Below are 13,167 nucleotides of genomic sequence, written 5' to 3' on the forward strand. Positions count from 1 at the left end.
TAATCATATTCAAGGTCATTGAGTCAATCTCGGCATGCGACAACCCAGGTCGGATCAGCCCTCGTGGCACTGCCACGAGGATGCGAAATAGTTGCTGTCACCGCTCACGAACGTCGCAATGCCGCCCTGGCCGCACCCGCGCTTCCCATGATCAGCACCAGGGCGGTCAGCGCCCAGCGCCGCTGTTCGACGGCCACCGGCTGGGCAACCACCGCGTCTGGTTCCTGCTCGGGGCGCGAAAGGAACCTCATCGGCGTGGAGACCAGGACGGGTGGGCTCGGCGCCTCTTGCGCGGGTGACGGAAGCGGCGGCGTGGGACTGACCGACACGCTCGGTGGTGGTGGCGGCGGAGGTGGTTCTCGGACCGGTGACGGTTCAGGTGCAGGCGGCACTATCGGCGGCGGGGCCGAGGGCAATGGCATCGGTACGGGCAGCGGCGCCGGCGCCGGAGAAGGCAACGGAAAGGGTGGGGGCGCCGGAACAGGCAGCGGGAGCGGAGGCCGGGGCGCCGGAACATGCACTTCCGGTCCATCGAACGGGCGGGCCGGAGCCGGCAACTCCAGACCCCCGTGGGGCGGTACCCGCTCCGGAGCAACCGGCACCTCGTACGAGCGTTCGGGAACGGGTATCTCCGGCCCGCCGAACGGCGGAACGACCGGCTTCTCGAATGCCCTTCTCGGCGTGGTTGTCTCCGGTCGATCGGGCCGTTCACTCTGGCCGGGGAGCAGGGGTTCCGCGAACGGTCGCCGGGTGTCAGGGGCATCCGGTTCCTCGAACCGAGGCACCGATCGAGGGATCCCGCCCGGCGTCGGTCGCACGGTCGTGGCGCCGGGTGGCACGCGAGGCGTATCAACGGGTTCCGCCGGGGCGGTGGTGAGCGTTCCAGCTCGCGGCGTGCTTCGGGGTAGGACGACACTCGGCGGCTCGACCGACGGGGACATCGGAGTCGCACCGACCGACCCCGGCGCGAACAGGCCGACCCCCGACAGCAGGGCAGCCCAGATCCCCCTCCGCACAGTCATTTTCACCTCAGCTGCGCCAGCACGGCGTCGAAGGCCGTCGGTGCGACCGCAGCGGCGCGGCCGTAGGGATTCTGCAGCTCGAAGATGGTGAAGATCATGAACGTCACCACCGCCGCGAAACTGGCCACCACGACGACATGAATGCGCGCGCTGGTGCCGGAGAACAGCAGTGACAAACCCACCGACAGAATCGCCCCGAGCGCCAGCGCCAGCCACATCATCGGCGACAACGCGCTGCCCGCGGCCTCGATCCTGGACTGCCTGGCCTCGTAGACCTCCCACAGCCGATCGGCCGCCGCGATCTGGCGCGAACGTTGCCATTCGTCGGCGGCGGGGGTGGCGGCAATGGCGGTGCGCACCGTCGACAGCTGGTTCCACGCCTTGTCGTCGACATCTTCGCCGGAGGTCATGGCGGGCCACTCGACCTCGATCACCTGGCCGGTGTAGGCATGCACGGCCCTGGTGACGGTGCCGCGGGCAGGTTCGGACAACGCGTCGCCCGCCCACTGCAGGGCGAGCAATCGGTCCGCTTCGTCGGACGCGGCCTTCGCCGCGCTCGCGTTGGTATCGAGCACGCCGATGAGCAGGAACGACGCCAGCACCACCTGCAGACCGCCGACGAGGGTGAAGACCTGTCCCACCGACTCGTTGGTGGCCTCGCCGTCGCGGCCCTTGCCGCGCCTGCGCAGCAAGTAGGCGGCGGTCCCGGCCAGTCCGGCGGCCACGATTACCCACAGCAGTGCTTCCCAGAGCATGTCTCGGTAGTCCTTTGTCGTCGAGGTGGGCGATGATGCGCGCCGGAAATCACTGAAGATTTGTGTGGACCACCTCCGAGGAAGGGAGGACACGCTGAAGAATCCTGCGACCGACAACCACGGAATAGCAAGGGGGCCAACGGTGTCGAGATTAGGCCGCGGGCACGGGTGCCGCAATGACCAAGCAAACCGTCGACGAGGTCCCGCACCGACCGCCGGATAACCGAAATCGGCAGGCGGGACCCTCCTTCGAGGCAGTCGACCGCGCGGCTCTCGCAGACGGTCCTGGCACGACATCCCGGCGAACCTGGCACGGAATGCGAGTGTCGTCCACGCGTCGATACCGAGATCGACCCGACCGCATCGGGTCACCGAATTACGCTGTTATCGTTGATATTTCGAGAGCGATTCCAGATTGTCGACAGGTGCAGGCAACCGGTGACGGATCCGCGTCCTACCCGTTTCCGGCGACCGCGCACCCCTGCGCGGAGGTGGGATATGCACAGCGAGACGGACGCGTACGAGATCGAGGCCGGACGGCGGACCGAAGCCGGCGGACAGCGCTCGGCCCGGGCGAAGGTCGATCCGACGACCTCGACCCGAAAGAAGTCCGTTTTGCTCGAATTGGGGCAATCGACGAGCGAATTGATCCGACCGGAAACAATCTGTCCGCTGGAACGTCCCGGCCCCGCCGATGACCAGGGCGTGGCCCTGCGTGGATCGCGCGATCTCCAGCGGGTGGGGTTCGGCTGCGACCTACGTGCCCGGGAGGATTTCGCTGCCACACTGTGGACCTCGAGCACCGGGTCGGTATTGGTTGCCCGGCTGCGGTCCTCGGACATCACCGCCGAGCGCGGTATCGGTGTCGATGACGACCACTACAGCCAGTACCTGCAACTGGGTTTGGTTTTGGCCGGACGAGCCACGCTCGAGCAACGGGGCCATCGATCGACCGCGGTAGCCGGGGAGGCTTTCGCGCTGTGCCTCGACAGCCCGTTCCGCTCGACTCTCACCCGATGCGAAACCCCTGCCACCGACGTGCTGTACCTCTACCTCCCGGCGGATTCGCTGACCGCTTGGGGTCTGAACGCCGCCGCGGCGGGCGGCAGGTCGTGGCCGCTGTCGCGGGCGGCAGTGTCTGCCCTGATGGTTGCTCGCGATATAGCCTGTGGCGCAACGATTCCCGGCAGCTTGCGGATAGTCGCGCGCATCGACGAGATCCTGTTCCGGGCGGCGGTCGTCGCTCTGCTGGAACGGGATCTCGCCGATGCGACAAAGGAACTCACCGCCGAGGATGTGCTGCGCCGCCGCGCGGCCGACTTCATCGACCGCAACTTCGCCGACCCGGCAGTGAACCCGGATGCGGTCGCGGTTCGGTTGCACGTGAGCAGGCGAACCCTGTTCCGGGCGTTCGAACTCCAGGGCATGTCCGTCGGACGGCTCATCCGCACCCGCAGACTGGCTGCCGCGGCGAGCGCGCTCGGTGACGACACCCGCGGGCTCCGCGATATCGCCGACAGCTGTGGTTTCCGCACGGTCGACCAACTCTCGCGAGCCTTCCGCGCCAAGTACGGGGTAACCCCCGCCGCCTACCGCACCGCACGGCGCAGGGATGCGATGGCGGGCTGGTGACCGCCGATAGCTCGACGTCGATCAAGGGCTCGGCGACGACGAAGCGACGCCGAGCACCTCCCGGCCGATCTCGCCGGCCAGTACCTCCGTCGAGTACGCCATGAGCTGCCCGGCCTCGGCGTCGCGTAGGTGTCGCTGGATCGGCGACCCGCGCAGATAGCCCGACGCTCCACCCACGCGCACACCCAATTGCGCGACGTCCACGGCCACCTTGTTCGCCAGGTACTTCGCCCGCGACAGAGTGGCGAAAAAGGCGGGGTTCGCACTGTCGGCTTCGCGCAGACCCTGGTCATAGAGGGCGTGCGCGGCGGCGAGCCGGATCTGCACGTCGGCGACCTCGTGCTGCACCCACTGTTGGTCGGCCAGCGGATTGCCGAGGATCAGTCGCGAGCGCGCGTGCGCGACCAACGCGGCAAGCGCCGCGTCGGCGATACCGAGGGAGATGGCAGGCAACCCGGCCGGGATCACCGCGAAATCGCCCGGTCCCGGTGCGCGACCGCGATATTCTGCGCGCAACACGGTGTTGTCGAAGGCCAGCAGCTGACTGCGGGTCGCTCGCAAACCGAGGGTGTCCCAGATCGGGATGATCGATACGGACTCGTCCGGTATCACCCCGAAGAACGTCGGCACTCCCGAGACCAGCGCGTTCACCAGCAAGTAGTCCGCGATCTCGCTACCGGAGACAAACCGTTTCGCACCGGAGAGCGACCAGCCGCCCACCGCGGGTTCGGCCACCTGCTGCGGCTGCAGAAAGCGGTTCCCGCTGCCCGGTTCGGACAAGGCGTTGGCGAACCGTTTACCCGCGAGGAACTCGTCGGCGAAGAACGACCCCGCCGAATCGCCGGTCAACTCCGCCAACGCGACGCCCGCACCAGCATGCATCACCCAGATCGTGGCGATGGACGGATCGGCCTTCGCCAGTATCCGGACCACTGTCCCGAACGACTGATAGCTCAATCCGAGCCCACCCAGTCGGCGAGGCAGCACCGCCCGATCGACCTGAGCATCATGCAGCGCGGTCAGCTCCTCGACCGGAATCTCGGCCCGCTCGTCGTAGTCGGCCGCGTCGGCGGCGAAACCCACCGCCAGTTCGGCCACCCGATCCAGGATCTCCTGCTCGCCCGACTCCGGCGACGATCCGACCTGCGCGCTGATCACGAATTGTCCTCCGCTCGAAAGGGTTTCGACCAGGATACGCAGCGCGCCGCACCCCGCCGCTAGATCGGGATCTCGGTCCGCGGAGATTTCGGCGGCGAGCCCGAATCTGCTGCTCTCCGTGATCATCCGGATGCTCGGCCTGTTTGAGATTCGATTGTCGAGGCATTCCGGGACAAGAGGCTCGTAGAAGGAGAACTTGTGACTTCCGGAATTCTGGTAGCTGTCATTGTCATCGTGGTCGTACTCGCCGGTGCGGCTTTTCTGGCCCAGCCGTACCTACGCCGGAGGCGTCTGCGAGGCCGCTTCGGGTCCGAATACGACCGGACGCTCGAACAGACCGACGATCGCCGCGCCGCCGAACGCGAACTGGTGGAACGTGAGCGCAGGCACCACTCGCTCGAGCTGCGTGAACTGCCCTCCGAACGCAAGCAGGAGCTCACCGCGGCCTGGACGAACGTGCAGGAACGCTTCGTCGACAAGCCCGCCGACGCTGTCAGCGAGGCCGACCGGCTCGTCACGACCGTGATGGCCGAACGCGGCTATCCCACCGAGGGTTTCGATCAGCAGGCCGCCGACCTCTCCGTCGAGCATGCCGCGACCCTCGGTCACTACCGCGACGCCCACGCCATCGCGATCAAGCACGCGGACGGAAAGGCGAGCACCGAAGACCTTCGGACCGCCCTCGTGCATTACCGCGCGCTGTTCCTCGATCTGACGAACGGCCACACCACGCACAAGAAGGACACAGTGTCATGAGCACCGAACACAACCGAATCAAGACCGATGCGCGCACCGACGACGTCGAGCATGCCCCTCTCGGCGAACGCGATCGCCTCACGGCAGGCAAGCACGTCGATCACCAGGTGATCGACGCCGAGGTCATCGATCCGGATTCCGGACGGGATCCGAAGGCCTCCGGCACCGTGGACGAGACGCGGCCGGATCGCCGTCCCGACGAAACCGCCGCCGGGAAGCGCGCAGACGGCAAGCACGCTCCCGTGGCGGCCGCCACCTCAGGGGAGGCCGATGCGGATCTCACCGGTACCCGGCCAGAGGTCGGCACCGAACGCGACGCGGTCGCCGATGAGACCGACTCCGTTCACGCGGGGCAGCCGGCAGTAACGCAGAAGAGCCCGGCTACCGAGGTGGAGGACGACGTCGTTCCGCTGTTCGACGAAAAGTCCCTGGAACATCTGCGCGGTCGCTGGCGCGATCTGCAGGGCTCCTTCGTCGACGATCCCCGTGATGCCGTGTCCCAGGCCGACACGCTGGTCGCCGAACTGATCCATGAGCTGACCAGCACCTATGCCGAACGCCAGAAGATCATCGCGGGCCGGTGGTCGGAGAGCCCGGACACCGAGTCGTTGCGGCGCGCGCTGCGCAGCTACCGCGCGTTCTTCGACCAGTTGCTGACCCCCACCGCCTGACCTCGGTATCTGCCACAGAACCGTACGAGCGCTCGATACACCGCAGCGCTCGTACGGTTCTGTCGTCTTCTGCGGACTACGCGAGATTGACCTCCCCCAGCGTGGGTACGCGCGCCGTATGGAACTCCTCGTGATCGTCGCCCTGGTCGTGTTCGTAGCGGTTGTCCTGCTGAGAAGCAACCGCACCAAAAAGCCGCCGGACCGTCCGTCGTCAAGGGAAAACGACCCGGAATAGGGTGCGCGATGGGCCGCGCCCGTGGACAGCCGTGATCCGCGGCGAGCCCGCACTGTGCGAGGTCAGTGATCGATTGCCGGTTCGGAGTCGCGGGACCGGGTAAGCGCCGATGTGACCAGCGAGGATGACCGAACCGAGGAGACGATCCACGACATGGTTCAGGTGACGCGCACGATCAAGGCTCCGGTGGACGAAGTGTTCGCTGTGCTCGCCGACGGATGGTCCTATGCGAGTTGGGTCGTCGGTGCCTCGCATATCCGCGGAGTGGACGACGCGTGGCCGGCCGCGGGAGCTCACATTCATCACAGCGTCGGGCCGTGGCCGGGCACGATCCAGGACACGACCGCGGTTCGCGCCGTCGATTCGCCGCACAGCATCGAACTCGATGCCAGGCTCTGGCCATTCGGCAGCGCAGTTGTTCGGCTGGAGCTACGCACCCTCGGCCCCACTTCGTGTGAGGTCGTGATGACCGAGCGAGCCGTTCGCGGACCGAGTCGATTCATTCCGCATGCGGCGCAGGCGCTGCTACTCGCGCCACGTAATCGCGAGTCGTTGTCACGGCTCGCCGATCTCGCCGAGGGCGGGTACGCGGACGCGAGGGCCGTCAGTAAAAACGGATGAAGTGCACCTTTCACCTCAGCGCCCATTACCTCTGAATTCCCATGAGCCGAGTTAGAGTTGCACCGCGCGGCATTTCCCCTCCTGAGCAAACGCCGATCGGAGAATCATGGGACACCGGACGAGTATCGCAGTGTTGGTCGCGACCGCGGGTTTGTTGATCGCCACGGGCTGCGGCACGTCGTCGGACTCCGGCGGCAGCGCCACGAGCACGCCGGCCCCCTCACAGGCCGAGCCCGCGTACGCCGCCACTCTCCGGCCGATGATCACCCAGCTGATGAAGGACAATGTCATTCCAGGCGCCGTCGTGGTCGTCAAATCGCCGACGAAGGGGAACTGGACCGAGACATTCGGCACCCGCGTCATCGGGGCCGACGACCCCATGTCGGTGGACGACTACTTCCGCATCGCCAGTAACACCAAGACCATGACGTCGACGGTCATCCTCCAGTTGGTACAGGAGGGCAAGCTCGCGCTCGATGACCCGATCGACAAATACTGGCCCGGTGTTCCGAACGGCGATCGCATCACCATCGCTCAGCTCTCCGAAATGCGAAGCGGCCTATACAGTTACACGTTCGACCCGCAATTCAACGCCTTGCTCGACAGTGACCCGAACAAGGTGTGGACGCCAGAGGAATTGCTCGCGATCGCCTTCTCGCACCCCGTCGATTTCGCGCCGGGTGAGAAATTCGATTACTGCAATACCAACATCATCCTGCTCGGCCTCGTCATCGAGAAGATCACGAAGATGTCGGCCGCCGAGAATTTCCAGAAGCGGATCTTCGAGCCGCTGGGCCTGAAGCACACCTCGCTGCCCGCGGCGGCGGACCCCTCGATCCCCGATCCGCACCCGCAGGGGTACGCGTTCGGCACCAATGTCTCCACCATCGACACCTATGCCCTGCCGCCCGAAGAACAGGCAGCCGCGCTCGCGGGCACGCTGCAACCCAGCAACGCGACCGACGAGAGCCCGTCGTGGACCTGGACCGCGGGCGCCGCGATATCGACCGTCGATGATGTGGCCACGTATGTGCGGGCACTCGTCGAGGGCGACCTCCTGGATGAACAGATGCAGCGGGTTCGCATGGACAGCATCCAGCCGATCGATCCCGCCGCTCCCGACGTCGCCGGATACGGTCTGGGAATCGTCCGATTCGGTCTGCATCTGTTCGGGCACGACGGTCAGATGCCGGGATTCATGACCTTCATGGGCCATGACCCCGCCTCGGACCTCACGATCGTGGTCGCCACGAACCTCGCGACGGTGCCGTCGGGCGAGGGGTCGGCGCTGGTGCTGGTCAAGGGCATGCTGCCGACCTTCTACGGTCCCGAGGCGGTGCCGGGCAATCCCGCCGCACCGAGCACCGGCGCGACGACCTCGCCCACCAGCCCTGCCGGACCGACCACTACGAGCCGCTGAGGTTACACTGCAGGACGAACAGAAGTTACTTGTGGTTCTTCTTCGCAAAGACTAGCAGCCAGCAGGCATGGCGAGCACTTACCGGGTTAGACCCTTGATACGAACTGTACTCAGATCGACGAACAGGGGGCAAATCACAAGCAGGCTTGATAAGTTACTATCCATTCTAGATCCACGCACAACGGCCGACGAGGTCGTCGACCGCACGATCGGGGTCCGTGGGCTCTCGACGAAGAAGGATGCTGCGGACGGCCGCTCTCGGGGCAGGCGGTCGACGACCGATGCCGTGTGGGTCGCGACCCGAAGGAGCCACGATGTCGATCGAACTGGACTGCTCGCCGATGCGGGCGCCGTTGCCTGATACGGCAAGCCTCGCAGGCCAGCTCGTCAGCCACTTCATCGACAATGTGGCCACCCGCGACACTCAATTGGGCGACGCGATCCACGAAGACATCGCCACGGTGACGAAGAAGTGCCTGGAGATCGGCGACGGTGTCATCGCCGGCCGCAACGTCTCCGACCAGCTGGACTGGTTCTCGGCTGCCGCAGCGGGCTGGGCCCGCGAAGCCGTGCCGATCGACACCATCTTGGATGCCTTCTACGAATCGCTGCGCGTGAGCGTCGACCGGATCTGCACTTCCGACGCGACCTACGATCGCGACGCGTTGATCGACAGACTCCGCACCACCATGGCGATTTCGAACCTCATGTCCACCACGATGATCAATGCCTACCTCCGCGAGTACCGCGGGGTGGTCAGCGAACACCTCACCGCGACGCGCGCATTGACCGCCGCCCTCCTCGCAGGCCGCGCCACGACCAGCATGGCCCGTGACTGCGGCGTCAGCGTCGCCGACACCTATGCGGTGATGGCAGTGTCGATCCCCCGGGACCCCGACGATCAACACCCGCAGATCGACGACGACATCGTCGCACGGCGAAAGCTCCGCAGAGTCCACACCGCACTCGCGGAGCACTGCGACGACGCTCTCGCCATGCTGTCGGTCGACGGCGGGACCATCCTGATTCCCGGTGCCGATATCGACGACACCCGACTCGACATCCTGATCGAGGCGCTCTCCCGCGCCGCCAGGGTCGACATCACGGCGACCCTGATAACGACCACAACGGGCCAGATCCCGGACACCACACAGGTCGCTCATGACCTTCTCGACATCATCGCGAGGCTCGGCTACGCCCCGCGCCTCTATCGATTCGAAGACCTGGCGCTCGAATACCAGCTCACGCGGCCCGGCCCCGGCCTGACCAAGCTCGGCGAGCTACTCGCGCCGCTGGACAACCATCCCGATCTCTATCAGACACTGCAGATCCTCATCGCCAATGACATGAACCGCCAGCGCACCGCCCGACTCCTGCACATCCATACGAACACCATCATCTACCGACTGCACCGCATCGCGAGCCTGACCGGGCTCGACGCGATGCACGCTTCCGGTCTGTGGCAGCTGAAGTCCGCGGTGATCGCCCGCGCATTCGAGCTGGCACGGTCATCACACCAGCGACCGATCGAGGGCACGGCGGCGGCGCATTCCCGCCAGGTACGACTCGAACGGATACAGCCGCCGGCGTTCGGAAAGCACTGACAGCGCGCGACCGAGGGTGCGCATCGTGACCTCGAACAAGCGCTGACGCCGATCGCTCCCCGGCGGGCGAGCTCGTCGCGACCCACCGGCGACCTCTGCAGCAACAACAAACGGACACGCTGCGCCGTCCACAACCACGCGGCGGACAGCTTGTAAGTTACTCATCATTTTGCCGACACTCTCCAACGAATCGCTTCGATGGTCACACGCGCGCCGCGTACGTGAGCGGATGACAGCGGATGACAAGGGGACTTAATAATACGCTGTCCAGTCAGTTTCCTGCCAACCAGCGACGATGCCGCCGGCATGAGCAGCGAAGCCCAGCGGGTTCGGCAAAAACCTCGACCGCATCCATAAACCTTGCTAAGTTACTATCTATTCTGAGGCTCGACCAGCTGAGACACGGGATAGTTTCATCACACCGCCGGGCCTGCGCATACTCAATGAGGAGTAATTTCATGGACGGCCTGAATAGACGCAACGCGTTGAAAACCGGCGGAATCCTGGGTGCGATCGGCGCGCTGTCGATCGTGACGCCCGTGCGAGCCGAGCCGTGGACCTGGTCCCCACAAGGGTCGGTGGCCGGGAGCGGGTCCGGCGTCGACCCGATGACCGTGTGGGATCCCGAAGCCGACGAGCTCGTCGCCGGACTGATCGATCGCGGCGAAGTGCCGAGGGTCAACGAACTGTTGCGGACCTGGACCAGAAACGGTCAATCGTTGCCGGACGGTTTACCGACAGAGCTGCGCGACTTCATGGAGTACGCCCGCCAACTGCCGCAATGGACCGATCTGGGCGCACTGGGGACCGCGATCGAGTTCAACAAGAAGCGCGGACTGTATCTCGGTGTCCTCTACGGGTTCGCCAGCGGCATGATGAGCACCGTCATCCCGAAGGAAGCGCGAGCGGTCTACTACTCCAAGGGCGGCCACGACCTCAAAGACCGTATTACCAAGACCGCGAAACTCGGTTATGACATCGGTAGCGCGAATGCCTACACCCCTGACGGGGAAATGATCGTCACCTGCGTGAAGACCCGGCTCGTTCATGCCGCGGTGCGCCACCTGCTGCCGCAGTCACCGCACTGGGTGCAGTCGGCCACCGAGGACATCCCGATCAGCCAGAACGACATCATGGTCACCTGGCACAGCCTGCCCACCACCGTCATGAAGCACCTGACCGCCTGGAACGTGCCGATCCCGGCGCACGAATCGGCGGCGTTCCTGCATTCGTGGCAGGTGGCCGCGCATCTGCTCGGCGTCCGCAACGAATACATCCCCAAGACGTGGCCCGACGCGAATTCCCAAGCGGCACAGGTCCTCGACCCCATCATCGAGGCAACGCCGGAAGGGGCGAAGCTCGCCGACCGACTGCTGGGATTGGGCGCCAACATCGACTTCGCGCTGCTGAGCAAGCCGATCCTCGGCGCGTTCACCCGCTTCCTGCTCGGCGACGCCATCGCCGACGGACTCGCGATTCCGCGGGAACCGGTCTGGGACCCGCTACTGCGGTTCAGTTGGGGTCCGTTCATCGCCGTTCGCGAGGGTCTGCTGACCGCGGTCCCGCCCCTGGGCGACCCCTACTGGCTCCTCGACGAATTCCTGCGCAAGGCCGCCCTGGTCTATCTGGCCGAACTGCGGATGCCGATCAGCATCGAGATTCCGACGATGAACCGCGACATGAACCAACCCCACCGCTGAACTACGGCAGGCGCTGCAATGATGTTCTACCCGCTACCGTCCGAAACCCCCGAACCGTGCGAGACCTCGTCGATCTACGAGCAGATCGGCGGCTATGAAGCATTACAGGCTGTCGTCGACGCGTTCTACACGCGAGTACTCGCCGACGAGGCGCTCGGCCCATTCTTCGCCGGCACCAACATGACTCGCATGAAAGGTCGTCAGGTCGAGTTCTTCTCCGCCGCCCTCGGTGGTCCGGACCCCTACATCGGCGCTGCGATGAAGCAGGTACATCGTGGCCGCGGCATCACGCAGGTCCACTTCGACCTCGTCGCAGGGCACCTCGCCGATGCCATGACTGTCGCCGGAGTCCGGTCGGATTTGCTGGCGCAGATCCTTGCCGTGGTGTCACCGCTAGCCGATGACATCTGCTCGGGCCCGTGACCGAGGCCCCATCCACCGTTCGCCTCACCCACTGAAACCGAGGACCACATGATGCGTACCACCTTGAATATCGCCGCCGTCACTGTCGCGGCAGCGGCGCTTGTCGGCACCGCTACCGCTGTCGCCGAAGGGCAAACCGGCTCGGCGGCAGTCGATTACGGCTCGTCGGCAGTGCAGTCGGCCGGCAGTTTCGTCGAGCGCGGCGACATCATCGGGTTGATAGTCCTGCTCGGTATCACCCCGATCCACATGCTGACCGGCGGCATCTGCGATCTGGCCACGTTCTCGGCCCTTCCGGATCCCTGCTCCCCCACCCGCTACTGACCCTAGCGACCCGCCGGTGCCGCCCGAAGCAAGGATCATCCGGCAGTGTGCGCGAGGACGGCGGCGGACAGTTCCGCGAGCACTTCGCTCGGGAGCGTGTGACCCATGCCCGCCACCGTCATCAAGCGCGCGTCGGGGATCTGTTCGGCGATGAACACACCGTGGCCACGCTTGACGGGCTCCTGAGTGCCTTCGATGACCAGCGTGGGCGCCTGGATCCGAGACAGGACGCCCACCGGTTCGAAGTCGGGGTCGGCCGCCGCGGCCAGTCGGTGGTTGATCACCGCCGACAGGTCGCGGGCCCGGTCGTGGATCCGCTCCTGCAGCGCGCGTGCCGCGTCCTCGTCGAACGGCAACTCGGCACCGTGCAGCAAACGCTGTTCGGCGATCATGCCCTCGATGCGTGCTTCTCGCTCCGTCGGCGGAGCGGCGGTCATCAGCGTGCGATAGAACGCCACGAACTCCGGTGTCGGTTCGGGCAGACTGCCTTCCGGTTGCGACTGACCCAGCAGTGCCCGCATGAGCACCTGCCCCTCGCCGCCACCCAGCGGCGAAGATCCGATGACGGTCAGCGAGCGCACCCGCTCGGGTCGCTCCACCGCGACGAACTGGCCGAGCAACCCGCCCGCCGAATGACACACCAGGTGCGCGCTCTCCATGCTCACCATCAGGTCCACGAACTCGTCCGGCCACAGAACCCCTTGAGACATCGACCCCATGATCAACAGGACCGGCACGTCCGTTTCCAGTCCGAACTCTTCACTCCAGATGTTCACGTCGCGCATTGCGTCTCCTAGCCATTGACTAAACCACTGCGTTCGTAGTGTTAAGAACGTAGTACTACAA

13 protein-coding genes are annotated in these 13,167 nt (G+C 65.6%); 9 read left to right on the forward strand and 4 right to left on the reverse strand.

Going from position 1 to position 13,167, the window contains the following annotated elements:
• Positions 1 to 104: 104 nt before the first annotated feature.
• Both NS1_RS39855 and NS1_RS05030 read right to left on the reverse strand, forming a co-directional pair.
• Entirely contained in the window at positions 105 to 251 is a 147-nt protein-coding gene (locus NS1_RS39855; protein ID WP_157125099.1) for a hypothetical protein, read from the reverse strand.
• A 773-nt stretch (positions 252 to 1,024) separates the two neighbouring features.
• Positions 1,025 to 1,777, reverse strand: coding sequence for a bestrophin-like domain (locus NS1_RS05030; protein ID WP_056820785.1), 753 nt, complete (start codon positions 1,775 to 1,777; stop codon positions 1,025 to 1,027).
• A gap of 498 nt (positions 1,778 to 2,275) precedes the next feature.
• Here NS1_RS05030 and NS1_RS05035 point away from each other — a divergent pair, with 498 nt between their 5' ends.
• Complete coding sequence (locus NS1_RS05035) at positions 2,276 to 3,409, forward strand: helix-turn-helix domain-containing protein (RefSeq protein ID WP_062982059.1); 1,134 nt, start codon at positions 2,276 to 2,278, stop codon at positions 3,407 to 3,409.
• A 21-nt stretch (positions 3,410 to 3,430) separates the two neighbouring features.
• Here NS1_RS05035 and NS1_RS05040 read toward each other — a convergent pair whose 3' ends face one another.
• Complete coding sequence (locus NS1_RS05040) at positions 3,431 to 4,693, reverse strand: acyl-CoA dehydrogenase family protein (protein WP_084503503.1); 1,263 nt, start codon at positions 4,691 to 4,693, stop codon at positions 3,431 to 3,433.
• A gap of 72 nt (positions 4,694 to 4,765) precedes the next feature.
• Between NS1_RS05040 and NS1_RS05045 the strand changes: the two genes are divergently transcribed.
• The 8 genes from NS1_RS05045 (at position 4,766) to NS1_RS05080 (ending at position 12,321) form a co-directional block, all read left to right on the forward strand.
• Positions 4,766 to 5,323: a hypothetical protein gene (locus tag NS1_RS05045; protein WP_062982074.1), complete on the forward strand. Its 558-nt coding sequence runs from the start codon at positions 4,766 to 4,768 to the stop codon at positions 5,321 to 5,323.
• Complete coding sequence (locus NS1_RS38840) at positions 5,320 to 5,994, forward strand: hypothetical protein (RefSeq protein ID WP_062982076.1); 675 nt, start codon at positions 5,320 to 5,322, stop codon at positions 5,992 to 5,994. Before NS1_RS05045 ends, NS1_RS38840 begins: the two co-directional genes overlap by 4 nt.
• 388 nt (positions 5,995 to 6,382) lie before the next feature.
• Positions 6,383 to 6,850 (forward strand): SRPBCC family protein, encoded by a 468-nt coding sequence (locus NS1_RS05055; protein WP_062982347.1) that lies wholly within the window; start codon positions 6,383 to 6,385, stop codon positions 6,848 to 6,850.
• A 130-nt stretch (positions 6,851 to 6,980) separates the two neighbouring features.
• Positions 6,981 to 8,270 carry a serine hydrolase domain-containing protein gene (locus tag NS1_RS05060; RefSeq protein ID WP_255284424.1) on the forward strand — a complete coding sequence of 430 codons (1,290 nt, stop codon included), beginning with the start codon at positions 6,981 to 6,983 and terminating at the stop codon, positions 8,268 to 8,270.
• A gap of 314 nt (positions 8,271 to 8,584) precedes the next feature.
• Entirely contained in the window at positions 8,585 to 9,874 is a 1,290-nt protein-coding gene (locus tag NS1_RS05065; RefSeq protein ID WP_063816072.1) for a PucR family transcriptional regulator, read from the forward strand.
• 458 nt (positions 9,875 to 10,332) lie between these two features.
• Positions 10,333 to 11,574 (forward strand): oxygenase MpaB family protein, encoded by a 1,242-nt coding sequence (locus NS1_RS05070; RefSeq protein ID WP_062982080.1) that lies wholly within the window; start codon positions 10,333 to 10,335, stop codon positions 11,572 to 11,574.
• 21 nt (positions 11,575 to 11,595) lie between these two features.
• Entirely contained in the window at positions 11,596 to 11,997 is a 402-nt protein-coding gene (locus tag NS1_RS05075; protein ID WP_062982349.1) for a group I truncated hemoglobin, read from the forward strand.
• A gap of 51 nt (positions 11,998 to 12,048) precedes the next feature.
• Positions 12,049 to 12,321, forward strand: a complete 273-nt coding sequence (locus tag NS1_RS05080; protein WP_131816546.1) for a hypothetical protein — start codon at positions 12,049 to 12,051, stop codon at positions 12,319 to 12,321.
• A gap of 35 nt (positions 12,322 to 12,356) precedes the next feature.
• On the opposite strand, the gene NS1_RS05085 is transcribed toward NS1_RS05080, so the two are convergent.
• Complete coding sequence (locus NS1_RS05085; protein WP_062982082.1) at positions 12,357 to 13,106, reverse strand: alpha/beta hydrolase; 750 nt, start codon at positions 13,104 to 13,106, stop codon at positions 12,357 to 12,359.
• Positions 13,107 to 13,167 lie beyond the last annotated feature (61 nt).

It is taken from the genome of Nocardia salmonicida NBRC 13393 (genome assembly GCF_001613085.1).
GTDB lineage: Bacteria > Actinomycetota > Actinomycetes > Mycobacteriales > Mycobacteriaceae > Nocardia > Nocardia salmonicida.